The sequence below is a fragment of the Methylobacterium sp. Leaf99 genome, assembly GCF_001422375.1.
In the GTDB taxonomy this organism is placed as follows: domain Bacteria; phylum Pseudomonadota; class Alphaproteobacteria; order Rhizobiales; family Beijerinckiaceae; genus Methylobacterium.
This window is the reverse complement of record NZ_LMMU01000007.1, coordinates 103,531-128,694: the sequence shown is the minus strand read 5'-3', so window position 1 is coordinate 128,694 and position 25,164 is coordinate 103,531. Positions and strand designations below refer to the sequence as shown.

25 protein-coding genes and 1 pseudogene are annotated in these 25,164 nt (G+C 70.2%); 16 read left to right on the top strand and 10 right to left on the bottom strand.

Annotated elements, in window-relative coordinates; genetic code table 11:
• Positions 1–141 precede the first annotated feature (141 nt).
• From ASF28_RS11660 to rpoZ, 4 genes are all read right to left on the bottom strand, one after another.
• Positions 142–819 carry a LabA-like NYN domain-containing protein gene (locus tag ASF28_RS11660; protein WP_056092398.1) on the bottom strand — a complete coding sequence of 226 codons (678 nt, stop codon included), beginning with the start codon at positions 817–819 and terminating at the stop codon, positions 142–144.
• A 346-nt stretch (positions 820–1,165) separates the two neighbouring features.
• On the bottom strand, positions 1,166–1,756 hold the full coding sequence (gene pyrE, locus ASF28_RS11655; protein WP_056092396.1) for an orotate phosphoribosyltransferase: 591 nt from the start codon (positions 1,754–1,756) through the stop codon (positions 1,166–1,168).
• Between the two features lie 80 nt (positions 1,757–1,836).
• Positions 1,837–4,086, bottom strand: coding sequence for a RelA/SpoT family protein (locus ASF28_RS11650; RefSeq protein ID WP_056092393.1), 2,250 nt, complete (start codon positions 4,084–4,086; stop codon positions 1,837–1,839).
• Between the two features lie 208 nt (positions 4,087–4,294).
• Positions 4,295–4,699, bottom strand: coding sequence for a DNA-directed RNA polymerase subunit omega (rpoZ, locus tag ASF28_RS11645; RefSeq protein WP_056092390.1), 405 nt, complete (start codon positions 4,697–4,699; stop codon positions 4,295–4,297).
• Positions 4,700–4,819: 120 nt separating this feature from the next.
• Here rpoZ and ASF28_RS11640 point away from each other — a divergent pair, with 120 nt between their 5' ends.
• The 4 genes from ASF28_RS11640 to ASF28_RS11625 all read left to right on the top strand — a co-directional run bounded on the left by ASF28_RS11640 (position 4,820) and on the right by ASF28_RS11625 (position 8,003).
• Positions 4,820–5,551, top strand: coding sequence for a GDSL-type esterase/lipase family protein (locus ASF28_RS11640; RefSeq protein WP_082476515.1), 732 nt, complete (start codon positions 4,820–4,822; stop codon positions 5,549–5,551).
• 58 nt (positions 5,552–5,609) lie between these two features.
• Positions 5,610–6,359, top strand: coding sequence for a type I methionyl aminopeptidase (gene map / locus ASF28_RS11635; RefSeq protein ID WP_056092381.1), 750 nt, complete (start codon positions 5,610–5,612; stop codon positions 6,357–6,359).
• Between the two features lie 92 nt (positions 6,360–6,451).
• A complete protein-coding gene (locus tag ASF28_RS11630; RefSeq protein WP_056092378.1) occupies positions 6,452–6,790 on the top strand; it encodes a helix-turn-helix domain-containing protein in 339 nt (112 codons plus the stop codon).
• Positions 6,750–8,003 carry a type II toxin-antitoxin system HipA family toxin gene (locus tag ASF28_RS11625; protein ID WP_157085567.1) on the top strand — a complete coding sequence of 418 codons (1,254 nt, stop codon included), beginning with the start codon at positions 6,750–6,752 and terminating at the stop codon, positions 8,001–8,003. The genes ASF28_RS11630 and ASF28_RS11625 overlap by 41 nt, the downstream gene beginning before the upstream one ends.
• Before the next feature lie 85 nt (positions 8,004–8,088).
• Here the strand turns inward: ASF28_RS11625 and ASF28_RS11620 are convergent, their stop codons facing one another.
• Positions 8,089–8,493 carry a tautomerase family protein gene (locus ASF28_RS11620; RefSeq protein WP_056092371.1) on the bottom strand — a complete coding sequence of 135 codons (405 nt, stop codon included), beginning with the start codon at positions 8,491–8,493 and terminating at the stop codon, positions 8,089–8,091.
• Positions 8,494–8,593: 100 nt separating this feature from the next.
• On the opposite strand from ASF28_RS11620, the gene ASF28_RS11615 reads away from it, so the two are divergent.
• Together ASF28_RS11615 and ASF28_RS11610 are read left to right on the top strand one after the other, a co-directional pair.
• On the top strand, positions 8,594–9,442 hold the full coding sequence (locus tag ASF28_RS11615) for a LysR family transcriptional regulator (protein WP_056092368.1): 849 nt from the start codon (positions 8,594–8,596) through the stop codon (positions 9,440–9,442).
• Between the two features lie 620 nt (positions 9,443–10,062).
• Positions 10,063–10,785, top strand: coding sequence for a carbonic anhydrase (locus ASF28_RS11610; RefSeq protein WP_056092365.1), 723 nt, complete (start codon positions 10,063–10,065; stop codon positions 10,783–10,785).
• Positions 10,786–10,843: 58 nt separating this feature from the next.
• Here the strand turns inward: ASF28_RS11610 and ASF28_RS11605 are convergent, their stop codons facing one another.
• Positions 10,844–12,055, bottom strand: coding sequence for an FAD-dependent oxidoreductase (locus tag ASF28_RS11605; RefSeq protein ID WP_056092362.1), 1,212 nt, complete (start codon positions 12,053–12,055; stop codon positions 10,844–10,846).
• Between the two features lie 247 nt (positions 12,056–12,302).
• Between ASF28_RS11605 and fabD the strand changes: the two genes are divergently transcribed.
• From fabD to ASF28_RS23350, 5 genes and pseudogenes are all read left to right on the top strand, one after another.
• A complete protein-coding gene (fabD, locus tag ASF28_RS11600; RefSeq protein WP_056092359.1) occupies positions 12,303–13,241 on the top strand; it encodes an ACP S-malonyltransferase in 939 nt (312 codons plus the stop codon).
• 14 nt (positions 13,242–13,255) lie between these two features.
• The gene (gene fabG, locus ASF28_RS11595; RefSeq protein WP_056092357.1) at positions 13,256–13,996 is read left to right on the top strand and encodes a 3-oxoacyl-[acyl-carrier-protein] reductase; all 741 of its coding nucleotides are present in this window, start codon (positions 13,256–13,258) and stop codon (positions 13,994–13,996) included.
• Positions 13,997–14,320: 324 nt separating this feature from the next.
• Positions 14,321–14,557, top strand: coding sequence for an acyl carrier protein (locus ASF28_RS11590; RefSeq protein WP_018044468.1), 237 nt, complete (start codon positions 14,321–14,323; stop codon positions 14,555–14,557).
• 87 nt (positions 14,558–14,644) lie between these two features.
• Positions 14,645–15,907, top strand: coding sequence for a beta-ketoacyl-ACP synthase II (gene fabF / locus ASF28_RS11585; RefSeq protein ID WP_056092354.1), 1,263 nt, complete (start codon positions 14,645–14,647; stop codon positions 15,905–15,907).
• Between the two features lie 195 nt (positions 15,908–16,102).
• Positions 16,103–16,276, top strand: a pseudogene (locus ASF28_RS23350) (beta-ketoacyl-ACP synthase II); the annotation flags it as partial.
• Positions 16,277–16,495: 219 nt separating this feature from the next.
• On the opposite strand, the gene ASF28_RS22525 reads toward ASF28_RS23350, so the two are convergent.
• Complete coding sequence (locus ASF28_RS22525) at positions 16,496–16,849, bottom strand: hypothetical protein (protein WP_147709454.1); 354 nt, start codon at positions 16,847–16,849, stop codon at positions 16,496–16,498.
• Between the two features lie 346 nt (positions 16,850–17,195).
• Between ASF28_RS22525 and mltG the strand changes: the two genes are divergently transcribed.
• From mltG to gmk, 3 genes are all read left to right on the top strand, one after another.
• Positions 17,196–18,548, top strand: a complete 1,353-nt coding sequence (gene mltG / locus ASF28_RS11580; protein WP_056094083.1) for an endolytic transglycosylase MltG — start codon at positions 17,196–17,198, stop codon at positions 18,546–18,548.
• 259 nt (positions 18,549–18,807) lie between these two features.
• A complete protein-coding gene (locus ASF28_RS11575) occupies positions 18,808–19,686 on the top strand; it encodes a YicC/YloC family endoribonuclease (RefSeq protein WP_056092351.1) in 879 nt (292 codons plus the stop codon).
• 11 nt (positions 19,687–19,697) lie between these two features.
• Complete coding sequence (gene gmk, locus ASF28_RS11570) at positions 19,698–20,342, top strand: guanylate kinase (RefSeq protein ID WP_056092348.1); 645 nt, start codon at positions 19,698–19,700, stop codon at positions 20,340–20,342.
• A gap of 2 nt (positions 20,343–20,344) precedes the next feature.
• Here the strand turns inward: gmk and ASF28_RS11565 are convergent, their stop codons facing one another.
• Complete coding sequence (locus tag ASF28_RS11565; RefSeq protein WP_056092345.1) at positions 20,345–21,394, bottom strand: lysylphosphatidylglycerol synthase domain-containing protein; 1,050 nt, start codon at positions 21,392–21,394, stop codon at positions 20,345–20,347.
• A 67-nt stretch (positions 21,395–21,461) separates the two neighbouring features.
• On the bottom strand, positions 21,462–21,956 hold the full coding sequence (locus tag ASF28_RS22980) for a (2Fe-2S) ferredoxin domain-containing protein (protein ID WP_056092343.1): 495 nt from the start codon (positions 21,954–21,956) through the stop codon (positions 21,462–21,464).
• Between the two features lie 191 nt (positions 21,957–22,147).
• Between ASF28_RS22980 and ASF28_RS11555 the strand changes: the two genes are divergently transcribed.
• Together ASF28_RS11555 and ASF28_RS11550 are read left to right on the top strand one after the other, a co-directional pair.
• Positions 22,148–23,461: a hypothetical protein gene (locus tag ASF28_RS11555; protein WP_056092340.1), complete on the top strand. Its 1,314-nt coding sequence runs from the start codon at positions 22,148–22,150 to the stop codon at positions 23,459–23,461.
• 41 nt (positions 23,462–23,502) lie between these two features.
• Positions 23,503–23,784, top strand: coding sequence for a hypothetical protein (locus tag ASF28_RS11550; protein WP_056092337.1), 282 nt, complete (start codon positions 23,503–23,505; stop codon positions 23,782–23,784).
• 3 nt (positions 23,785–23,787) lie between these two features.
• Here the strand turns inward: ASF28_RS11550 and flbD are convergent, their stop codons facing one another.
• Entirely contained in the window at positions 23,788–25,155 is a 1,368-nt protein-coding gene (gene flbD / locus ASF28_RS11545) for a sigma-54-dependent transcriptional regulator FlbD (RefSeq protein ID WP_056092333.1), read from the bottom strand.
• Positions 25,156–25,164 lie beyond the last annotated feature (9 nt).

Below are 25,164 nucleotides of genomic sequence, written 5' to 3'. Positions count from 1 at the left end.
CGCAGGACGCGCCGCGTCAGCGGCTCGATCTTGGCGGCACCGTCGATAACGACGCGTCGCGACTTTTCGTGCCGGCCCCCGGATCGGGTTCCGCTGCGCTCCACCCGTCCGGGGAAGGGCCGCAGGGCGGCCCGTTCGTCCCTACCCCTCGGGGTTTTCCTCGCCCTGGCGGATGCCGTAGCGGGTCTCGAGGGCGGGGCTCGGGCGGGCCGAGCGCTCCGGGGTCTCGCCGCGCGAGCGGGTGCCGGTGTCGCCGGGGGCCGACCGGTCGGGCGCGGACCGGACGTTGCGCTCGCCCGGGTCGCGGCCGACGCGGGGGATGAGGTGGACGAGGTCGAGGAACTCGTCGGCCTGCCGGCGCAGGTCGTCGGCCACCATGGCGGGCTGGGTCTGGATGGTGGAGACCACGGTCACCCGCACGCCCTTGCGCTGCATGGCCTCGACGAGGGAGCGGAAGTCGCCGTCGCCGGAGAACAGCACCATGTGGTCGATGCGGGGTGCGAGTTCGAGGGCATCGATGGCGAGCTCGATGTCCATGTTGCCCTTGATCTTGCGGCGCCCGGCCGAATCGACGAACTCCTTGGCGGGCTTGGTCACGACCCGGTAGCCGTTGTAGTCGAGCCAATCGATGAGCGGACGGATCGACGAGTATTCTTGGTCCTCGACCATGGCAGTGTAGTAGAAGGCCCGGATGAGATTGTCGCGCGCCTGGAACTCCTTCAACAGACGACGGTAATCGATGTCGAACCCGAGGGCCTTGGTCGCGGCGTAGAGATTGGCCCCGTCGATGAACAGGGCGCTGCGCTGTTGTGCGCTCATGAAACGATCCAATTTTCCGATACGAAGTCAGGCCGCGGCCGCTTCGCGCATCATGATCTCTGTCGAATTTCGCAATCTAGAGTCTGTCTTTCGACCGTCTTCGACCGGATTTTAATCAACGAAATCGATAAAATGGCGACGGCTCGCCGGCGCGCGGCGAAACAGCCGCGCGTAGTAGGGCACCGAGGCGATTTATGTCAAGCTTGACCAGTATTAAGTGTAGAAATTCTAAGTTTCCCGGACTGGTTTAGTCGAAATTCTACCGAAACCGGAAATAAATCTCTCCTCAAGCCGGGCCGCCGTCTTGGCCGGCTCGATCCCGCTGCGCCGGAGCCATGCGACGGCCTCAGGCCTTCGGCACGACCCGGCTGCCGGGCTTGACCGCCGGCAGGGCCGCGAGTTCGGGCGGCAGGGCGTCGGCCGGGTAGGCCGGGATGTCGAGGGTCACGAGGGTGACGAGGGGCAGGCCGATCTTGCCGCGCCCGCCCGAGCGGTCGATGAGGCAGGCCGCGCCGACGATTTCGCCGGCCTCGCCGGAGAGGGAGGCGAGGCATTCGCGGGCCGAGAGCCCGGTGGTGACGATGTCCTCGACGATGACGGCCCGCGTCCCCGCCGGGATGCTGAAGCCGCGCCGCAGGGTGAAGGGGCCGCCGGGATCGCGCTCCACGAAGATGGCGCGGGCGCCGAGGTGCCGCGCGGTCTCGTAGCCCGGCACGATGCCGCCGATGGCCGGCGAGACCACGATGTCGATGGGGCCGAACCGCTCGGTGATCGCGGCCGCGAGGGCCTTGCACAGGCGCTCGGTGCGGACCGGATCGGAGAAGATCGCCATCTTCTGGAGAAAAACCCCGGAATGCAGGCCGGAACTGAGGACGAAATGCCCCTCCAACAGGGCGTTCGCGTCGCGGAATTCGGCGAGCACCTGCTCAGGGGTCATGGTCGGCTCCGGTCTTCTTCGCGGTCTTCGGAAATCGGTCCGTGTGTAAGCAGGGGCGGAGGACGGGCGCAAGCCGGGGCTCACCCGTTCACCCGGTCCACCCGCGCCACGGTGCGCTTGGCGCGCAGCTCCGCCACGATGGCGTTGAGGTGCTTCAGGTCCCAGACGGCGAGATCGATGACGATCTCGGTGAAATCCTGGGTCTTTCGCTTCATCGACAGGTTGTCGATGTTGCCGTCGTGGTCGGCGATGACCTGGGCGATGGAGGCGAGCACGCCGGGCTCGTTGATGGACTGGAGGGCGAGGCGCGCCGGGAAGCGCTCGCTGGCGCCGGCCTCGACGTCCCAGCGCACGTCGAGCCAGCGGTCGGGCTCGTTGTCGAAGGCGGCCAGGGCCGCCGACTGGATCGGGTAGATGGTCACGCCGATGCCGGGGGTGAGGATGCCGACGATGCGGTCGCCCGGCACGGCGCCGCCATTGGGCGCGAAGCTCACCGGCAGGTCGGTGTCGAGGCCCCGGATGGGGATCGCGTCGGGCCGTCCCGCCTCGCCCGGCCCCTCGGGGAAGGTCAGACGCATGGTCTGGTCCTTCGAGAGGCTGAGGCGGCCCGCGCCCCCGGCGGCGGGCTGCTGAAGGGGGGAGGGCACCGGGCGGCGCTCGTCCTTATGGTCGGGATAGACCGCCCGCACCACGTCGCCCGAGAACATCTCGCCCCGGCCCACCGCGGCGAACACGTCCTCGGTGGAGGTCCGGGCGAGCCGGGGCAGGGCGCCGCGCAGCTTGTCCTCGGAGAAGCTCTTGGCCGCCCGCTCGAAGGCGCGGTCGAGGATCTGGCGCCCGAGGCCGGCATATTGCCGCCGCACGGCCGAGCGCGTCGCCCGGCGGATGGCCGCCCGCGCCTTGCCGGTCACCACGAGGGATTCCCAGGCGGCCGGGGGCGACTGGCCATCGGCGCGGGCGATCTCGACCTCGTCGCCGTTGACGAGCTCGTGCAGGAGCGGCGCCATGCGGCCGTTGATCTTGGCCCCCACGGCCGAGTTGCCCACATCGGTGTGGACCGCGTAGGCGAAGTCGATGGGGGTGGCGCCCCGCGGCAGGGCGATGAGCCGGCCCTTCGGCGTGAAGCAGAACACCTGGTCCTGGAACAGCTCGAGCTTGGTGTGCTCCAGAAATTCCTCCGGGCTGTCGCCCTCGGCGAGCAGCTCGATGGTGCGGCGCAGCCACTGGTAGGCGCCGCTCTCGGTGGCGAGGCGCGGCGGGGCGCCGGCGTCATCCTTCCCACCGCCGTCCTTGGCACCCGCCTCCTTGTAGAGGGCGTGGGCGGCGATGCCGTACTCGGCGATCTCGTCCATGGCGGCGGTGCGGATCTGCAGCTCGACGCGCTGGCTCTTCGGGCCGATCACCGTGGTGTGGATCGAGCGGTAATCGTTCTGCTTCGGGGTCGAGATGTAGTCCTTGTACCGCCCCGGCACCATCGGCCAGGTGGTGTGGACGACGCCCAGCGCCCCGTAGCAGTCGGCGAGGGTCTCGACGATGATGCGAAAGCCGAAGATGTCCGACAATTGCTCGAAGGCGACGGACTTGCGCTCCATCTTGGCCGAGATCGAGTAGGGCCGCTTCTGACGCCCCGTCACCGCGGCGGTGATCCCCTGCGCGGCGAGGCGGGCGGTGAGGTCCTGCTCGATGCTCTCGACCAGGCGCTCGGATTTCGCCGAGAGGTCGGCGAGGCGCTGGGCGATGGTGGCGTAGATCTCGGGCTTGAGGTTGCGCAGGGCCAGGTCTTCCAGCTCCTCGCGCATCTCCTGCATGCCCATCCGGCCGGCGAGCGGCGCGTAGATGTCGAGGGTCTCCTCGGCGATGCGCTCGCGCTTGTCGACGCGCATGTGGTGGAGGGTGCGCATGTTGTGGAGGCGGTCGGCGAGCTTCACCAGCAGCACGCGCACGTCCGCTGCCACGGCGAGCAGCAGCTTGCGAAAGTTCTCGCCCTGGGCGGCGCGCTTCGAGACGAGGTCGAGGCGCTTCAGCTTGGTCAGGCCGTCCACGAGGGCGCCGATCTCGGGGCTGAAGATCTCGCGGATCTCGTCGAGGGTGGCGGCGGTGTCCTCCACGGTGTCGTGCAGCACGGCGGCCACGATGGTGGCGTCATCGAGCCGCAGGTCGGTGAGGATGGCGGCGACTTCGAGGGGATGGGCGAAGAACGGATCGCCGGACGCCCGCTTCTGGGTGCCGTGGGCGCGCATGGCGTAGACGTAGGCGCGGTTGAGCAGGGCTTCGTCCGCGGCGGGGTTGTAGCGCTTGACCCGCTCGACAAGCTCGTATTGGCGCATCATCCGCGAGTGAGACCCTTTTTGCGACTTCGACGCCCGCATCACACGGGCCGGAGCGCAATTTGTCCCGCATCGCACGCGCCCACGCCAGCCCGAAAGCGCCGCAGGCCGGCATTTAAGGCGCCGCAGGACGGGTTCTCGGCCGGTGGGAGGCAAGAAAAAACCCGGCCGCGGGGCCGGGTTGCTGGTCGCGCGCCGTGAAGGCGGCCGATTACTCGGCCTCTTCGTCCGTCTCCGTCGGCGGGGCGAGGTTCTCGAGGCCGCGCAGAAGGTCTTCCTCGCTCATGCGGTCGAACTGCACGTCGTCGCTGGTGGATTGCGGGGCGACGGCGGCGGCGGCGGGCGAGCTCGACAGCAGGGGCACGGTCTCGGCCTCGGGCTCGTCGACCTCGACGTATTTCTGCATCGAGTGGATGAGCTGTTCCTTGAGGTCGTCGGCCGTGATGGTCGCGTCGCCGATCTCGCGCAGGGCGCAGACGGGGTTCTTGTCGCGGTCGCGGTCGATGGTCAGGGGCGCGCCGGCGGCGAGCAGGCGGGCGCGGTGACTGGCGAGCAGCACGAGCTCGAACCGGTTCTCGACCTTGTCGATGCAGTCTTCAACGGTGACGCGAGCCATGGGGGCGGCTCCTTCCTCGAACAGGGTTTAGGGAATTGAACCGGCCTCTTACACCCCTTGACGCGCGGCAACAAGACGTGCCTCCGGGAGGGGGACGGGGCCAAGCGGAGGACGGGGCGGATGACGCGGGGATCACACGTCCGGGCCGTGGTGGCGCTGAGTGTTCTGCTCGCCGGCCCCGCGCGGGCCGAGGAGCCCCCTTGCGATGCCGCCGACATCGCCGTCGCGACGATCCCGGTGCCGCCCCAGAGCGCGACGGCCTACCGGCGCGCCGAACTCGTCGGGCGCGCCGCCGCGCAGGCGCCGGGCGCAGGAATCGTGCTGCTCGGCGACAGTCTCACGGAGCTGTGGCCCGAGGCCCTGGCCCGCGAGACTTTTGGCGATGGCCTCCTCAACCTCGGCGTCGGCAGCGACCGGACCCAGAACGTGCTGTGGCGCCTGCAGGACGCGCGTTACGCCCGGCTCGCGCCCCGGACCGTGTTCCTCATGATCGGCACCAACAACCTCGGCTACGGCGACAAGGCCTGCGCCATCCTCGACGGCATCCGCCGGATCGTCGACCGGATCGACGCGCTCTGGCACAGGCCCGCCCTCGTCGTCGTCGGCACCCCGCCGCGGGGCAGGAAATCGGCGTTCCGCGATGACGCGCGCACGGCCCTGAACCGCGCGGTGGCGGAGCTCCTGGCGGGGCGGGGCGGCGCCGTCCTGGTGGAGGGCGCCGACGCCGCCCTGCGCTGCGCCGACGACCAATGTCCGACCTTCCTGCCCGACATGGTCCACCTCACGCCGGAGGGATACGCCGCCCTCGGCGCCGCCATCCGCGCCCGGCGGGCCCCGGCGCCCGCCCCGTGAGCGCCCGCCCTGGGGCCGCCCGGTCCCGACCACGTCCCATCCTCCCTTCGGATCGCCCATGACCATTTCCAACGACGGCGACCTCGTCCTCCTCGAAGAGATCGGGCGCATCGTCGCCAACGCCCTCGCGGCCATGGGCGCGGCCCTCGAGCCCGGCATGACCACGGCGGAACTGGACCGGATCGGCCGGGGCATCCTGGAGGCCGCCGGGGCCCGGCCCGGACCCGAGCTGTCCTACGGTTTCCCGGGGGCGACCTGCATCAGCGTCAACGAGGAGATCGCCCACGGCATCCCGGGCCCGCGCCGGATCGGGGCCGGCGACCTCGTGAACATCGATGTCTCGGCGGAGAAGAACGGGATCTTCGCCGATACGGGCGCCTCCTTCGCCGTGCCGCCCGTGACGAAATCCGTCGAACGCCTGTGCCGGGACGGGCGCCGGGCCCTGTGGACCGGCATCCGGCAGGTCGGGGCCGACCGGCCCCTCGCTGGCATCGGGCTGGCCATCGGCGACTTCGCGCGGAAGAACCGCTACACCCTCGTCCGCAACCTCGCGAGCCACGGGGTCGGCCAGTCCCTCCACGAGGAGCCGAAGGAGATCGCCACCTGGCCCGACCGCTCCGAGCGGCGGATCATGGGCGAAGGCCTCGTCTTCACCATCGAACCGTTCCTCTCCCTCGGCAGCACCTTCGCCGACGGCGGCGACGACGGCTGGACCCTGTTCGGCGACCCCAGGGCCCCGACGGTCCAGTACGAGCACACCGTCGTGGCGACGCGCCAGGGCGCCCTGGTGGTGACGCGGCCGGGGTGATCGGGGGACGGAGGCCCGCCTCCGATGGGGACGGCTCTCCAAGATGGAAAGCAGGCTTTCACTTAAGGCCACTTCCGTGCAATTCTGATGGCATGAAATACGAGCGCGCCACACAGACGCCGTTCGAGGTCCTGGACGGGCTGCGCGAGGTGGGACGGGCCCTCAGGGCCGCGCGCCTGCGCCGACGTCAGCCCGCAGCCGACCTCGCGGCCCGCGTGGGGGTGTCCCTTCCGACCCTGCGCAAGCTCGAGAACGGAGACCCGACGGTTTCGCTCGGCGTCTTCGCCAAGGCCGCCTGGGTCCTCGGCCTCCTTCCGGCCGTCCGGCACGCGGTCAGTCCCGAGAACGACCACCTCGCCGCCGCCATGGAAACCGCCCGCCTTCCCAGCCGTGCGCGTCGCCCGCGCGAAGCGAATCTCGATGACCTCTGAGGTCTATGTCCATGTCCGCCACCGGGGCGGCGCCACGGACCTCGCCGGCCGGTATCGCCGCGTCGCGCCGGCGGCCGGGCAACCCTACGGCGAATTCGCCTATGTCGGGTCCTGGTTGAGGAACGATCATGGCCGGGCCTTCGCCCTCGACCCGGAACACCTGCCGCTTCAGCCGGGGCCATTCAGGAGCACCGGCCGCGGCCGGCTTCCGGGCGTCCTGGCGGATGCCACCCCGGACCGCTGGGGCCGGCGGCTCATCGCGCATCGGCGGCCGGTCGACAGGTCCCCGATGACGGCGGGCGACTGGTTGCTCGCCACCGGGGACGAGCGCGTCGGATGCCTCGCCTTCTCCGAAACCCCGGCCCCGCCGCCACCCCATCCCGGCTACGCGGTCACTGCCGACCTCGACGGCATTGCGGACGGGTTCGAACGTCTGGAACGCGGTGAGGCGGTCGAAGGGCTGGCGGCCCGCCTCTGGAGCGCGGGGGCAAGCATGGGCGGCGCCCGGCCGAAGGCCGTCGTGGAACACCAGGGCACCCTATGGATCGCCAAGTTCCAGCGGCGGGACGACACCTACGACCAATGCGGCGCCGAGCATGCGACGATGCGCTTGGCATCCCGGTGCGGGATCGACGCCGCCGAGACCAAGCTGCTCCCTGTCGGGCCGCGCAAGGTCATCCTGGTCAAGCGCTTCGACCGCGATCCGGTCACGCACGAACCGACGGCCCATTACCTGAGCGGATTGACCGCCCTCGGACTGGACGAGACGTCCGATTCCGGCTCCTACCCCGAACTCGCCCTCTTCCTCCTCCGGCACGGCGCGCGGAACGTATCGGACCGCCATGAACTCTTCCGCCGCATGGTGTTCAACGTCCTGTGCGGCAACCGGGACGACCACCTCAAGAATCACGCCGTCCTACGGCGCGACGGCGCGTGGCGGCTGTCCCCGGCCTTCGACGTGGTTCCTCAACCGGACATGGATCCGCAGCAGGCCATCGGGGTCGGCCGATCCGGGAGCTACCCGACGATCGGCAACGGCCTGACCCGGGCCGCGGATTTCGACCTCTCGCAAGACGATGCCCGCGGACTTGTCGCCGACCTCGCTGCCCGCATGCGATCCTGGCGGCAGGATTTTGCCGCCGACGGCGTCGACGCGGTCACGATCGGGCGGCTCGCGCGGGCCTTCTCGACGGAGCTGGAGCGTCCCGGGTGATCCCCGGCGCCGCGTCGGACGCCGCGTCGAACGCGCGCTCTTTCCCCGGCGTCCCGTCTTTCTCCACCGGACGCCGGCGTTCGGTCTAGCCGGGGTTGGCGACGGCCCAGCGGCCGTTCTGGGTGCGGCCGCCGTAGCCGTAGGTGTCGCCGTCGACGGCGTGGACGAAGACGTAGCATTCCGGGTGCAGCGGGCCGATGAGGTCCGCCATCCCGTCGAAGGCGGCGCGGACGAAGGCCGTGGTCTCGGCCTTCGTGTTGGTCCCGGCGGTGATCTTGATGTCGAGCCAGAACGCCGACAGCCCCGCCTCCGTCGGGCGCGTCCCGGCGATGAACCAGCCCTGCGGGTCGGCTTCCTCGACCAGCACGGCCGTGACCTCCGGGTCCTTGCCGAGCCGCTCGGCCCCGAGGCGGGCGGCCAGGCGGGCGATGTCCGACCGGAGATCGGGCCGCGGCGATGCGGTGACGTAGCGGACGGTGATCATGGGCATCGAAAAACCTCCTCGGCATGGGTGCGGAGATCAATCTGCCCCTGGTTCCATCTCCGTGGAACGCTATGATGCACACTCCTGATCATAGCGGTTCGGTATCATGCTCGACCTGGCCTCGGTCCGCCTGTTCATCCTCGCGGTGGAATTCGGCAACCTCACGCGGGCCGCGGAGGCGGCCGGGACGGTGCAGCCCGTGGTCAGCACGCGCCTCAAGGGCCTGGAGGCGGCCCTCGGTCGCAAGCTCCTCGAACGCACGCCCCGCTTCGTCCGGCCGACGGAGGATGGCCTGGCCTTCCTCGCCAAGGCCCGGGCGCTGATGGCCGCGCACGACGCGGCCACGCGGTTCGACGACGCGCCGACGGCGCGGTTCGCCATCGGCGCCAGCGATCACGCCCTGGGGACGGGGCTGGAGGACGTGATCCGCCACGTCCGCGCGGCGCTGCCGCCGACGAGCGCCCTCGAACTCCGCCTCGGCGTGTCCCAGCAGGTCCGTGCCCTGTTCGACGGGGGCGACCTCGATGCCGTCATCGTCCGGCGCGAAGCGGGCGGCGCGGACGGCGAAGTGCTCGGCACGGACCCCCTCGGCTGGCGGTGCGCGGACGGGAACGCCGTCGCGCCGGACCGTCCCCTCCCGCTCGTCACCCTCGGGCCGGCCTGCGGGGTCAGGTCCATGGCGATCCGGCGCCTCGAGGCGGCCCACCGGCCGTGGCGGGAAGCCTTCGTCGGCGGGAGCTGCATCGCCCTCGCGGCCGCCGTGAGGGCGGGGCTCGGCATCGCCCCCATGGGAGCCGTCGCCTCCGGGCGCATGGGCGACGCCGGCGCGCGCCTCGGTCTCCCCGACCTGCCGCCCTCGGAGATCGTGATGTTCGCCCGCACCGGGTCCCCGACGGCGAGCGCCGCCGCACGGGCCCTCGAAGCGGCGGTCCGGACCATGCTGCGGACGACGTGACGGCCCGGGTCGACAGCCCCCCGCGCACGTTCGAGGGGTGCGTCTCAATCCGTTCGCCACCCGCCGCAACTTACCCCGGCGACAACGCCGCGGACGCCCCCTATCGTCGCGCGGGCCGGTCCCGTGCAGAGACGGGGTCCCGGAAGGCATCCGGATGCGGGCGTGAAGCACATCAGTGCTCCCTCTCCTGTTTGGGCTACGGCATTTACACATCTCGCGGGATGCTCGGGTCCCCTCTCCTGGAAGGCTACTGGATTCACACAATCGCGAACGGGTCGATCTCGTGCAGAGACAGGGCCCCTGACAGCAACCGGATGCGGGCGTGAGGCCCATCGGTGCTCCCTCTCCTGGAAGGAGAGGGTTGGGGTGAGGTGAGAGGTCTCTCCGGAAAGGTCACACACCTCACCCTGTCCCTCTCCTTCCAGGAGAGGGGACCCGCGCTGCCCTTGAGATGTGTGAATGCCGTAGCCTGGAAGGAGAGGGAGCCCCGGTGCGCCTCCCGCCCGCATCCGGATGCCTGCCGCGGCACGGAATCGGCCCATTCGCAGTTGTTTGAATCCGGTAGCCTGTAAAAATATGACTATCATCGCGCGAGACCGGACAAGCGGAGCCCCAAGCCCATGAAGACCTTGCTCAGCCGACGCAGCCTGCTCGCCTGCGGCTGCGGCCTCGGCGCCGCCTGCTTCGCCGCCACCGGCCTACCAAACGGTGCGTTCGCCGCGAGCCCATCGACGAAGAAGACCACGCTCACCGCCGACGAGGCCCTGGAGACCCTGAAGCAGGGCAACCGCGCCTACCAGACCGACAGCCCCGTGCGCGCCGTGCAGGGCCGCGAGCGCCGCATCGAGATCGCCCTGGGCCAGACGCCGTTCGTGGTTCTGGTGAGCTGCTCGGATTCCCGCGTCTCGCCCGAGATCCTGTTCGGCCGGGGCCTCGGCGAACTCTTCATCGTGCGCAACGCCGGCAACTGCGTCGACACGGCGGCCTTGGGCTCCATCGAATACGCCGTGTCGCAGCTCGGCGTGCCCCTGGTGCTGGTGATGGGCCACAGCCGCTGCGGCGCCGTGGAGGCCGCCATCGATGTGGTGAAGAACAACACCGTCTATCCCGGCTCCATCGGCCGGATGATCGAACCCATCGTGCCGGCGGTCCTGTCCCAACGCGAAAAACCCGGCGACTTCGTCGAGAACTGCGTCCGCGCCAACGTCGACCGGGTGGTGGCCCGCCTGCGCGGCGCCTCGGAGCCGAGCCTGATCGACCCCCTCAAGGCGGGCAAGCTGCGCATCGTCGGCGCCGCCTACAGCCTCGACACCGGCACGGTGGATTTCTTCAACGAGGCCTGACCCGGCCCAGGGGCCTGACCCGGCCCAAGAGCACGATCAACAGCGCCGCGGGGACCGCTCACGGGTTCGCCGCCGGCGCCTTCGAGCGAACGCGCGCGGCGGCGGAGCGGAGTTGCACGACGGCGGTGCGCAGATGCGCGGTGGCATCGGTCAGGGCCTGTTCGCCGCGGCGGAAGACCGTGCTGCGCAGGGCGAGGAAGCGCGAGGCCACGTCGCGGCCCATCTTCATCCGGCGCATGCGCAGGCTCTTGCCGACGGAGAGCTGATCGGCCGCGACCTTGTCCGGGTCGGTGTAGAAGGCCGCGATCTTGGCGCTGTCCATGCCGGGGGTGGCGAGCCAATCCGGCAGGTGCCGGATCAGCACGGTCACGTCCGAGAGGGCCTTGGTGATGCCGGTGCCCCAGCCGGGGCAGGTGGTGCAGAAGGCGTCGCCGATCACCACCACGCCGTCGCGCACGGGGTTGGCGATCTCGACGATGTCGATGGGGCGGTGCTGGACGGGGCCGACGGCCTCGACCGCTCCGTAGGTCCGGGTCAGGCCCGGCATCAGGCGCTGCAAGGCCGCTGCGGGATCGGCCAGGAAGGCCTCGGCGGCGGCCCCGCCCCGGGGCCAGTAGGTGAACAGGTTGGCGCGGACCTGGGTGCCGAGGGGGAACAGGGTGAGGTAGGCGATGCCGTCGCCGCCGCCCTCGGCGCTCCAGATCAGCTGCTCCCCCGCGAACAGGGCGTAGCTGCAGGCGGTGTTGAAGCCGTAGACCAGGGCGTGGCCCTGGCTCACCACGCGCCGCTCGAAACCGAGGGAGCGGGTCAGCGCCTCGCCGAGGCCGGTGGCGATGACGAGGAGCCGGCCCGCGTAGCGCCGGCCGTCCGCCAGGGTCAGGGTCTGGACCTCGGCCCCCGTCGTCATCCCGGTGATCCGGCCCGTCACGTTCCGGACGGTGTCCGGCATGGCGGCGCGGACGGCATCCACGAAGTCGGGATAATGGACGGCGTATTCCCGCGACGGCACGCGCTTGATCAGCCGGCTCCAGCGGCCCTCCACCACCGTGTGGATCTGCGTCGCCGCCGTGCGGGCGCCGGCCCCGAGACCGAGGCGATCGAGGACGTCCATCTCCCGGCCCGAGAACTTCTCGGCGCGGAATTCGCGCGGATGCGCGTCCCGGGCGGCGACGAGGAGGACGCGCCGCCCCTCGCGCGCCGCCGCCGCAGCGAAGCTGAGGCCGGCGATCCCGGCGCCGATCACCAGGGCGTCGTAGAGAATGGGATCCATCGACTGGACGGTCGGCGCGACGGAACCTGGGACTGGATCGGCGGTTTCGGGCTGGGACATGGCGGGACGGCTCCTGGGTCGCCGTGGCAGAACGAAACGCTCTGGAACATCGCGGCGGCCGGACGGGGGGCTCCGCGCAAATCCCGTGCGCGGCCCCGGACGAGGTGAACCGTGCCATTTTGCGACGCGTGATTGACTTGCGCGTCCCGCGATGCGAGTGGGCCGCCCTTTCCGGGACGGGGAATCCATGGCGCGCGCACTCATCTTTCCGGGCCAGGGCAGCCAGGCCGTCGGCATGGGCAAGGCGCTCGCCGACGGCTTCCCGCAGGCCCGCGCCGTGTTCGAGGAAGTCGATGCGGCGTTGGGCCAGAATCTCTCGCGCCTGATGTTCGAGGGGCCGGTGGAGGAACTCACCCTCACGGCCAACGCCCAGCCGGCCCTGATGGCCGCGTCCCTCGCGACCCTGCGGGTACTGGAGGCCGAGCGCGGCCTCGACCTCCGGCGCGACGTGGCCTGCGTCGCCGGCCACTCGCTGGGCGAGTACACGGCCCTCGCCGCCGCCGGCACCTTCTCCATCGCCGACGCGGCGCGGTTGCTGCGTATCCGCGGGCAGGCGATGCAGGCGGCGGTGGCGCCGGGGGCGGGCGCCATGGCGGCCCTCATCGGCGCCGAGATCGAGGCCGCCCAGGCCATCGCCGAGGAGGCGCGGGAGGGCGCCGTGTGCGATGTCGCCAACGACAACGGCGGCGGCCAGGTGGTGCTGTCGGGCGACCGGGCTGCCGTGGAGCGCGCCGTGGCCCTGGCGCAGGCGCGCGGGATCAAGCGCGCGGTGATGCTCAACGTCTCGGCACCGTTCCACTGCCGGCTCATGGCCCCGGCCGCCGAGGCCATGCGGGCCGCTCTGGGCGACGTCGCCATGCACAGTCCCGTGGTGCCGGTCTACGTTAACGTGCTGGCCGCCCCGGTCACCGACCGCGACGCCATCCGCGACGCCCTGGTGGCCCAGGTCACCGGGACCGTGCGCTGGCGCGAGGGCGTCGCCGCCATGGCGGCGGCCGGCATCGACATCTTCAACGAGATCGGCACCGGCAAGGTGCTCACCGGCCTCGTCAAGCGCATCGCGCCGGGGGCGGCGGCGAGCGCCGTCGGCACCCCCGAGGACGTCACCGCGTTCCCCACCTTCTGAGCACAGGACGACCCATGTTCGATCTCACCGGCCGCAGGGCCCTCGTCACCGGCGCCACGGGCGGCCTCGGCGGCGCCATCGCCAGGACCCTGCACGCGCAAGGGGCCACCGTAACGGTGTCGGGCACCCGGCGCCCGGCCCTCGAAGCCCTCGTGGCCGACCTCGGGGGGGAGCGCCTCCACATCGTCGAGTGCGACCTCTCCGACAAGGCGGCGGTGGAGGCCCTGGTGCCGGCGGCGGAGGCGGCCATGGGCGGCCTCGACGTGCTGGTGAACAACGCCGGCATCACCCGCGACAACCTCGTCCTGCGGATGAAGGACGACGAATGGGACGCGGTCATCGCCGTCAACCTCACGGCCGCCTTCCGCCTGTCCCGGGCCGCCGTGAAGGGCATGATGAAGCGCCGCCACGGCCGCATCGTCAACATCGGATCGGTGGTCGGCACCACGGGCAATCCGGGGCAGGTGAACTACGCCGCCGCCAAGGCCGGCCTCGTCGGCATGACCAAGGCCATGGCGGCCGAGGTCGCCACCCGCAACCTCACGGTCAACTGCATCGCGCCGGGCTTCATCACCTCGCCGATGACGGATGCGCTCAACGACAAGCAGCGCGAGGGCATCCTCACCCGCGTGCCCATGAACCGCCTCGGCACCGGGCCTGAGATCGCCGCCGCCACCCTCTACCTCGCCTCCGACGAGGCCGGCTACGTCACCGGCCAGACCCTCCACGTCAACGGCGGCATGGCGATGGTGTGAGGGCAAGCTTTGCTGCACCGCACACCCGCAAAAGCCCCGGGCGGGCGGAAAAAGCCACGGCGATGAACGGCTTGTGAACCGGGCCTCGCCAGGGCAGGAACCCTGTGTTAACACCCCGCCTGCCGTGCGAGGGGGGTTGACGGTTCGGCGTGTTGCGGAGATTCCCATAACGATGTGGACCAGGTCGAGGACCACTCGCCCGAGGGCCACCCGAAACGCGCGCGAGCGAACACACCGGCCGCATCCCGGACCAGCACAACCGGTCACGGGCCGGCGGCCACGGCGACACCATCACGACTCTTGAAGAGCTAAGGACCAAGACCGATGAGCGATATCGCTGAGCGCGTGAAGAAGATCGTTGTCGAACACCTCGGCGTCGAGCCGGAGAAGGTGGTCGAGGGCGCGAACTTCATCGATGATCTCGGCGCCGACAGCCTCGACACCGTCGAGCTCGTGATGGCGTTCGAGGAGGAATTCAACGTCGAGATCCCCGACGACGCCGCCGAGACCATCCAGACGGTCGGCGACGCGGTGAAGTTCCTCGAGAAGAACTCCGCCTAATTCACACCGAGACGAGGCGCCGGATGCGGGGTCGGCCAGACCCCGCGCGCCGTTCGTTTCACGATGGGACCGGTTCGGGATAGCGCGATGCGTCGGGTAGTGGTGACGGGTTTGGGCATGGTGACGCCGCTGGCCAGCGGGGTCGAGGCCACCTGGAGCCGGTTGATCGCGGGTGAGTCGGCGGCCAAGGTGGTCACGGCCTTCCCCGTCGACGACCTCGCCTGCCGCATCGCCTGTTCCGTGCCGTTCGGCGACGGCTCCAACGACACCTTCGATCCGGATGCCTGGATGGAGGCGAAGGAGCAGCGCAAGGTCGATCCGTTCATCGTCTACGCCATGGCGGCCGCCGGCCAGGCCCTCGACGACGCCGACTGGCACCCGAAGAGCCACGAAGACCAGTGCGCCACGGGCGTGATGATCGGCTCGGGCATCGGCGGCATCGGCGGCATCTACGACGCGTCCGTGACCCTGCACGACAAGGGTCCGCGCCGGATCTCGCCGTTCTTCATCCCCGGCCGGATCATCAACCTGGCCTCGGGCCAGGTCTCCATCGCCCACGGCCTCAAGGGCCCGAATCACTCCGTCGTCACCGCCTGCTCCACGGGCGCCCACGCCATCGGCGACGCCGCCCGGCTGATCCAGTTCGGCGATGCCGACGTCATGGTGGCGGGCGGCGCCGAATCACCGGTGAACCGCCTCGCGCTCGCGGGCTTCGCCGCCTGCCGCGCCCTTTCCACCGGCTTCAACGACGACCCGACCCGCGCCTCGCGCCCCTACGACCGGGACCGCGACGGCTTCGTCATGGGCGAGGGCGCCGGCGTCGTCGTGCTGGAGGAGTACGAGCACGCGAAGGCCCGCGGCGCGAAGATCTACGCCGAGGTGGTCGGCTACGGCCTCACGGGCGACGCCTACCACATCACCTCGCCGGCCCCCGACGGCGACGGCGCCTTCCGCTGCATGAGCGCCGCCGTCAAGCGCGCCGGCATCCGGGCCTCCGACATCGACTACATCAACGCCCACGGCACCTCGACGCCCATGGGCGACGAACTCGAGCTGAAGGCCGTGGAGCGCCTGCTCGGCGACCACGCCGCCAACGCCGCCATGTCTTCCACCAAATCCGCCATCGGCCACCTGCTCGGCGCCGCCGGCGCCGTGGAAGCCATCTTCTCGGTGTTGACCATCCGCGACGGCGTCCTGCCGCCGACCCTCAACCTCGACAACCCGTCCGTGGTCACCGCCATCGACCTCGTGCCGCACGAGGCCAAGCGCAAGCGCGTCGATGTCGTGCTGTCGAATTCGTTCGGGTTCGGTGGGACGAATGCGAGCTTGGTGATGCGGCGGGTGGATTGAGGCCAAAGCCTCCCATCAGTCCGATCTCTGACGACTGATCAGAACCTCTTCGGACGCTGTGCTTGCCCGAAAGGGGTGCTTGCCTCTTCGAGACCATCCCCGACGATTCAGTGCGGCCCATCGCCTAGACCGCTGCGGTATGAGGTGCAGCGCGGGTCCCCTCTCCTGGAAGGAGAGGGGGCGCGTCGCGGCCGCTCGATCCGCGATGGCGTCCTGCCGCCGCCCCTCAACTTCGACACCCCCTCGGTGGACACCGCTAACGGCCGCGTACCGCACGAGGCCAAGCGCAAGCGGGTGGATGTCGTGCTGTCGAACTCTTTTGGATTTGGTGGGACGAATGCGAGCTTGGTGATGCGGCGGGTGGATTGAACACGACTATCGGTCAATAATGCAATTTTATACCGCTTAGCATTGCAGTCCTATTATTTGACGCAAATGTTGCCTCCATGGAGGCACGGAGAGCCGATACTGCGTCGAACGCAGTATCATTTACTTTTATATTTACAATCTTACGCCGCGCAACGATCTATCGCTGTGCAACTTGAGCGCAGTGTTCCCGCCAGGGCCAAGCCGATGCTGTCCCGCCTGCTACAGGCGCAGTGAAGGTGGACGGGTTTGCGCATCCTTCGTCGGCGTGATGGGCTTTTTCGGCGCGAAGGCTACCGAAAGAGCTACAAGAACGCTCAAAATAAATACAATCGCCCGAAGAACATTGATGTGCCTGATTGCAAATGTAATTGGGGCTGACTTTTGAAGATGCGCCCCATTCTTGGTGATCAAATACAAAAAACTGCCCATACCCATTAAACAGCTAAAAACATATACAATTATAAACGCCCCGTTATCACCCGGACAACCTATCGGTTGTCGTGCGATCAAGAATACTAACATGATAAAGAACGGAGTCAGCAAAAATCCAGCAATGATGTTTCCGCGTCTCATCTCGATGGTCCTCATACCTTCAAGAGGGATCGTCTTCGTTTAGATCATACGGGCACGACCTTGACCATGAAAGAAGCCTTCCCGACCCCTGTCTAGGTCCGCGATAGGCGGAAGGGTATCGTGGGCGGCGGGTCAGAAACGTCGCCACTCGGCCGCGTCCGAACATCGGAGGGCACGCGCACGCCGTGTTCCTTCGCCCCTTCCGCAAATCCCCCATTTCGCCACAAAACCGACTAAGCTCGCACGCTTAACGGTCAGCCCCTCGCGCCCGCCCGGCGTCGCGCGAGCATGCCCCATGCCCTGCAAAGGACGGGGGGAGGGGGCCCTAGGCCCGAACAGGATGTCCATGTTCTTCCGCAAGCGCCCGAACCCCGAGCCCGTGCCGGCCGCCTCCGAGGAGCGGGCTCTGCCCCAGCGCGCCCTGCCGCGCAGCCCGAGCGAGGCGATCAAGCCCACGGCCGCGCCGCCGCCGCCGGACCTGCCCGAGCGCCGCCGGGGCGGCCTGCTCGCCACGGTCTCCGGGCTGCTCACCCTGTCGGTGGTGCTGGCCATCGGCGTGATGATCGGCATGACCCTGTTCGAGCGCCAGGTGAAGGAGCCGGGGCCGCTGCCCGCCGACAAGGTCGTGGTGATCTCGCCCCGCAGCGGCACCTCGGAAATCGGCGAGGCCCTGTCGCGCGAGGGCGTCATCACCCACACGGCCCTGTTCGAGTGGGCCGCCCGCCTGAGCGGCAAGGCCCTCAAGGCCGGCGAGTACACGTTCAAGGCCCATGCCAGCATCAACGACGCCATCGAGACCCTGTCGTCGGGCCGGCAGGTCCAGCACGCCGTCACCTTCCCGGAGGGGCTGACGAGCGAGCAGATCGTGGCGCGGCTCAACGACAACGACATTCTCTCCGGCGACATCAACGAGATCCCGGCCGAGGGCGCGCTCCTGCCCGACACCTACAAGTTCGAGCGCGGCGCCACCCGCCAGCAGATCGTCAACCTCATGCGCGCGAAGCAGCGCGAGGTGTTGGCCGACATCTGGAAGCGCCGCTCCGCCGAGATCCCGGTCAAGACCCCGGCCGAGATGGTGACGCTGGCCTCCATCGTCGAGAAGGAGACCGGGCGCGCCGACGAGCGGCCCCGCGTCGCCGGGGTGTTCGTCAACCGCCTCAACAAGCGCATGAAGCTGCAATCGGACCCGACCATCGTGTACGGGCTGGTGGGCGGACGCGGCACCCTCGGGCGCGGCATCCAGCGCACGGAGATCGAGCGGGCCACGCCCTACAACACCTACGTCATCGAGGGCCTGCCGCCGGGCCCCATCGCCAATCCGGGCCGCGCGGCGCTCGAAGCCGTCGCCAACCCGTCGCGCACCAAGGACCTGTTCTTCGTCGCCGACGGCACCGGCGGCCACGCCTTCGCCGAGACGCTTGAAGGCCACTCGCGCAACGTCGCCCGCTGGCGCCAGGTCGAGCGCGCCCGCCAGGCCCCGACCCCGGACGCCGCCGTCGACAAGGTCGAGCCGAATCCGGACCCCGGCCGCGCCTCGGCCTACGCCCCCGCCGACACCAACTTCGCCGGCGGCGCCGATCCGTCCGCGCCGCGCCCGAAGGCCTTCGACGCCTCGGAGGGCACCCGCCTCGACCCCCTGCGCAACAAGACCTTCGATCTGAATTCGCCGAAGAACGTGCCGGTGCTGAAGCCGCAGTGAGGGGGGGCGTGTGCATCCCCTCGCCCCGCTTGCGGGGAGAGGGCCGCGACGACCCCGTCGTCGGCGCGGCGAGGCGGCAGCCGACGGTGAGGGGGCGGCTCCGAACGAGCCTCCACCGGATAGACCCCCTCACCCCCGCTTCGGCTCCGCCTGCGCTCCCTGCCTGCACGCCGGGGTGCAGGCAGGCCTCTCCCCGCCCGGCGGGGAGAGGGGGGCGGCAACCGGTGTGGCTTTCCTCCGAACACGGTCCCCCAAAACCATGATCCTCTCCAGCATGACGGGGTTCGCCCGGGCCACGGGCACCACCGGGCCGGTGCAGTGGGCCTGGGAGGTCCGCGCCGTGAACGGGCGCGGCCTCGAGGTGCGCCTGCGGGTGCCCAACGGCTACGATGCGGCCGGGGAGGTCGCCCGGACCGCGTTGCAAAAGACCCTGGCGCGGGGGCAGTGCCAGCTGTCGCTCAACCTCTCCCGCCCCGACGCCGCCCCGCGCATCAGAATCAACGAAGGGCTGCTGGCCGAGCTCGCGGCGGCGGTGGCGCGGGTGCCGCGGCCCGAGGGCGTCGCCCCGGCGACCCTCGACGGGCTCCTGGCCCTGCGCGGCGTCATCGAGACCGAGGACGAGGCGGGCGTCGACGCCGACGCCCTCGCCCGCGACCTCGCCGCCGGGGTGGTGCGCCTCGTCACCGACCTCGTCGAGGCCCGCCGCGCCGAGGGGCGCCAGCTCCGGGGGATCATCGAGGGTCAGCTCGCCGAGATCAGCCGCCTGACCCGCGCCGCCGAGGAGTGTCCGGCGCGGAAACCCGAGGCCGTACGGGCGCGCCTCGCCGCCACGGTCTCGACCCTCGTCGCCATCGGCAACCTCGACCCCGACCGCCTGCACCAGGAGGCGGTGCTCCTCGCGGCCAAGGCCGATGTCCGGGAGGAACTCGACCGCCTCGGGGCCCATCTCGCCAGCGCCGCCGACCTCCTGGCCCTGGGCGGCGCCATCGGGCGCAAGCTCGATTTCCTCGCCCAGGAGCTCGGCCGCGAGGCCAATACCCTGTGCGCCAAGGCGGGCGACATCACGCTGTCGCGGATCGGACTCGACTTGAAGGCCGTGGTGGAGCAATTCCGCGAGCAGGTTCAGAACGTCGAGTAGGTTTTTTTGCGATGCAGGCGACGGCCATCGAGCGGCGCGGGTTCATCCTCATCCTGTCCTCGCCCTCCGGCGCGGGCAAGACCACACTCACCCGGGCCGTCGCCGGCGATCCGAAATGGGGCCTCGACCTCTCGATCTCGGTGACCACCCGCGCCCGCCGCCCGTCCGAGATCGACGGCAAGCACTACAACTTCATCGACCGCGAGGCGTTCGATGCCCTCCGCGCCGCCGACAACCTGCTCGAATGGGCCGAGGTCCACGGCAATTTCTACGGCACCCCGCGCAGGCCCGTGGAGAAGGTGCTGGGGGCCGGCCGGGACATGATCTTCGACATCGACTACCAGGGCACCCGGCAGGTGCGGGCCAAGCTCAGCCACGACGTGGTGACGGTGTTCATCCTGCCGCCCAGCCTGGCGGAACTCCGCCACCGCCTGGAGCGCCGGGCCGAGGATTCGCCCGACACCATCGAGAAGCGCCTCGCCAACGCCCGCCTCGAGATCCAGCGCTGGAGCGAGTACGACTACGTCATCGTCAACGACGACCTCGACGACGCCTTCCGCTCGCTGGAGGGCATCCTCATCGCCGAGCGCCTGAAGCGCGACCGCCGCACCGGCCTGACGCCGTTCGTCGAGGGGCTTCTGGCGGAACCGGACTGATCCTAGTCCGGCGCCACCACCGTGGCGCGGCGCGCCTCCAGCATCTGCCAGGCGATGAGCGCCGGCACGCCCAGCACCACGTCGGGCACGCGTTTCGCCAGGGACAGGGCGAGCGCCGTGCCGGGGTCGAGGCCGAACAGGCCGCCGAGCAGCACGAACCCGCCCTCCTGCACCCCGAGGCCGCTCGGCACCGGGAACGCCGCCGACTTGATCGCCTGACTCAGCGCCTCGATCACCAGGATCTCGGTCCAGCTCACCCCGGCGATTCCGATGCAGGCGAGGGCGATCCAGATCTCCACGGCGCCCATGCCCCAGGCGAGGAGGTGGAGCCCGAACCCGGCGGCGATGTCGCCGCGCCGGCCCGGGGCCCAGACCGCGTCGAGGGCGTCGTACACCCCGCCCGGCGCGCCGTTCCGCGGTGCCACGGCCGCGCCGGCCCAGCGGCGCATCCGGCCCGTGGACCGGCGCACGAGGTTACGGGCCGCGCCGCTCCGCTGGACCGCGAAGAAGGCCGCGACGATCACCGCCGTCACGGCGAGGGCCCCCGCCGTCCACGTCGCCAAGGCCTCGGCGGTGCCGCCGCCCACCCGCGTCAGCAGCACCACGCCCAGCAGCGCGAACAGCCCCTGCGTCGCCACCTGCATCAGCATGTCGACGAGGATCGAGGCCGCCGCCAGGGGCCCCGCCACGCCCCAGAACGTCAGCAGCCGCCCGCCCACCACGTCGCCCCCCACCGAGGCCACGGGCAGCAGCACGTTGATGCCCTCGCGCACGAACCGCAGGATGAGGAACGCCCCCGCCTCCACTTTGGCGAGGCCGCCGAGGAGCCGCTGCCAGGCGAGCCCGCACACGGCGACGATGGCCGCCCGGACGAGGACGATGCCGATGAGGCCGACGGCGCCGATCCGCCCGAAGGCGTCGGCCACCGCATGGAGGTCGTGGGTCACCACGAGCCAGATGCCGAGCCCGAGGCCCAGCACCGTGCCGAGCAAGGGGAGCCGGCGCAGGATCGCCCGGCCGATCCGCCTCCGTCCGGTGGCGGGCGGGGTCATTCGGGGCGATCCTGCCGGATCGAGACGCTACGAACGGGCTTCATCGCGGACGCCGCCAGCCTCCGGTTCAGGGGATGCGCGACCCGGACCTGTCATCCTCCGGCGCACCCGGCGGCGTTAGCGTGGCTTTGGGGCCGAAATCGGGGAGGAGGGCGTCGAGGATCGCGTCCGGATCGCCGGACGGATCGACGAGGACGATGCGCCCCTGCGCGAGGCTCGCCGTCGTCGCCACCGCCACGGCCCGTTTCGGGCAGGGACCGAGGCAGCCCACCTCGACGAGGCGCGGCTTCGGGATGCGCCCCTTCGGGATGCGCTCCTCGAACGCCCCGGCACGCGCCTTCAGGGCCTGCTTGAGGACGGTGCGGATGTAGCCCTTCGGCAGGCCCTGCCGCTTGGCGCATTTGGTGCAGACGAGGACGACGTCGCCGAATTTCGCCCTGGCGTAGCGGATCTTCTCGGGCGCCCGCGGCGCGGCTTCGGTGCCGGCGCGCTTCGCCGTCCGCGATTGCGCGCGCCGGGCCTTCGAATCCGCACGCGTTTCGTCGTTCGGGTCTCGTGTCATCGGGGTCCTCGGCGGGGTGGCGTCCCCGGCGTCTCCGCCGCCCACGCCTTAAAAAGGGCCGAAAAACGCGGGACTCGGCAGGGTAACGGCATGGGGTCGAAAGGGCTCCGCGCCGCGCCCGAGCGCGATGCGGCACCGGATGCGCGGCGTGGGGCCGCGTTCGCGCGCCGAGCCTTCAGGAACCCGATGTGATGAATGTCGACGAGGTCAAGCAGTCGGAGCGCCTGCGCGGGGTCATCGACCTCGCCCTGCGGGCGGTTCCGGACCTGCGGCGCAACGCCGAGACCGTGGCGCCGATCCCGTCCGGCCGGGCCCCGGCCTTCCTGCGCAAGGCCGGCGAGCGACTCGACTGGCGGCGCCTGCCGGGCCTGCGCCCGGCGTCCTCGAAGCCGCCCAACCTCACCATCGACCTGATCCGCAACTTCGGCGTCTTCGTGTTGCTGCCGACCCTGATGCTGGCGATCTACCTCTACGGCTTCGCCTCCAACCAGTACGTCGCGGAGGCACAGTTCACCGTCCGCGGCAATGTCGAGCCCATGGAAGAGGCATCGGTCGGCCAGTTCGCCGACCTGATCCAGAAGCACAACAGCCAGGACAGCTTCATCGTCAAGGACTACATCCAGAGCCAGACCCTCGTGGCCAAGATGGAGGAATCGCTGAAGGTCTCGGCGATGTTCTCCCGCGACGAAGCCGACTTCTGGAGCCGCTACCGGCCGCCCCAGCCCATCGAGGATCTGACCCGCTACTGGCGCAAGCACGTGGTCGCCCGGATCGACGTGATCTCGGGCGTCATCACCCTCACGGTCCGCGCCTTCACCCCGCAGGACGCGCTGACCATCGCCAAGGCGGTGATCGCCCGCACGGAGGTGCTGATCAACCAGATCTCGCGCAACGCCCAGAACGACCTCATCGCCCATGCGGAGGCCGACGCGGTCCGGGCGCAGACCCGCCTGCGCGAGGCCCACCTCGCCCTGCAGACCTTCCGCAACCGCTGGGGCATCATCGACCCAGTCAAGGCGGCGGAGGCGACGCTGACCACCCTGGCCGGCCTGCGCAAGGATCAGCTCAAGGCCGAGACCGACCTGCAGGTCCTGCGCGGCTCGAACCTCGACGAGAAGTCCCGCAGCATCCAGACCCTCGTGGCCAACCTCGCGGCGATCCAGCAGCAGACCAAGCGCCTGCAGGATCAGCTCACGACGGAAGGGCTCTCGGGCTCCGATCCGTCGAACAACATGACCCGGGCGCTGCTCGAATACGAGGGCCTCCAGGTCGAGAAGACCATCGCGGGCAAGCTCAACGAATCGGCCAATCTCATGGTCGATCGGGCGCGCATTGCGGCCAACAAGCAGCAGATCTTCCTGGCGACGTTCGTACCGCCAGACGTGCCCATCGCCTCCATGTACCCGCAGCGGGGCTACGCCCTCACCGTCGGGTTCTTCTGTTTCCTGGTGCTGTGGAGCTCCATCGCCCTCATCGTCGCCGGCCTGAAGGACCAGCGCCTGTAGGCCGGCCCTCCCACACGCCCCCGCGTCGGGTCCGAGGAACCATGTCCGAATTCGCCGACCTCATCGCCCGTGCCGTCAATCCGTCCATGACCCGGGAGGCGCGGGAATCCGTCTACGGCGTGGTCAAGGAGGCGGTCCAGCGGCTCCAGACCCGCGACGGGATGGAGCCGGACGATCCGCGCATCGCCCTGCAGCAGCACCTCGTCGAGGAGACGATCCGCGACGTCGAAGCCGATATCGCCCGCTTCACCTCCCTGGAGAAGCTCGAGCGGGCGCACGCGGCGCAGGTCGCCGACGAGGCGGCGGCGGCGCGGCGGCGTTGAGCCTCAACCGTAGGCCGCAGCCGCCCGCACGCTGCCGGGCTCGGCCACGCTGAGGCCCGCATCGACATACTCGTTGAGCTTGTTGCGCAGGGTCCGGATCGAGATGCCGAGGATCTTGGCCGCGTGCGTCCGGTTGCCGAGGCAATGGTCCAGAGTGTCGAGGATGAGGTCGCACTCCACCTGCGCCACCGTCTGGCCGACGAGGCCGCGGGTCGCGGCCTCGGCGACGCGCGCGGCGCGCTCGGCCGGGCCGGCGGCGGCCCCGCCGATGCTCTCGCCCTCCGGCGTCAGGATCGCGTCCGGGCCGATCTCCGGGCCGGACGCCAGCAGGACGGCGCGGTGGAGGGTGTTCTCGAGCTCGCGCACGTTGCCGCGCCAGGGGTTGGCGCAGACCAGGGTCTGCGCCGCGCGGCTGAGGGGCCGCACGGGGACGCCGTTCACCTCGGCGTATTTCCGGGCGAAGTGGCCGGCGAGTTCGAGGATGTCGGCCGGGCGCTCGCGCAGGGGCGGCAGCTTCAGGTGGACGACGTTGAGGCGGTAGTACAGGTCCTCGCGAAAAGTGCCCTTGCGGACCTCGTCGAGGAGGTTGCGGTTCGACGTGGCGAGCACCCGGATGTCGACCTTGACCGGGGCCGAGCCGCCGACCCGGTCGATGACCCGCTCCTGCAGGGCGCGCAGCAGCTTCGCCTGCAGCCGAACGTCCATCTCCGAGATCTCGTCGAGGAGGAGCGTGCCGCCGCTGGCCTCCTCGAACCGACCGATGCGGCGCGCCACGGCCCCGGTGAAGGCGCCCTTCTCGTGGCCGAACAACTCGGATTCGAGGAGCGCCTCGGGGATTGCCGCGCAGTTGACGCAGACGAAGGGCTTGGCCGTGCGGTTGGACTTGCCGTGGACGTGGCGGGCCAGCACCTCCTTGCCGGTTCCGCTCTCGCCGGTGATGAGCACGGAGGCCTCCGAGCGGGCGACCTGATCGGCGAGCTTGACCACGCGCTCCATGGAGGCGTCGCGCCAGACGAAGGCGCGCCCGTCCTCGGAGACCGCCTGCAGCACCGCGGCGATGAGTTCAGGATCGGGGGGCAGGGGGATGTATTCGCGGGCGCCCGCCTGGATCGCCGCCACCGCCGCCTTGGCGTCCGTGGCGATGCCGCAGGCGATGACGGGGGTGCGGATGCGCTCGTCGGTGAGCGCCGTGACGAGCTCGCGGATCGGCAGGCCGACGTCGATCATGATGAGATCGGCGCCCTTGGCGCGCAACACAGCCAGGCCCTGCGCCAGACTCTCGGCGTTGGTGACCGCCGCGCCCCGGTTCATGGCGATCTTGGAGGCGGTGACGAGTTCGCCGTTGAGGCGTCCGATGATGAGAAGCCGCATGGCTCAAGG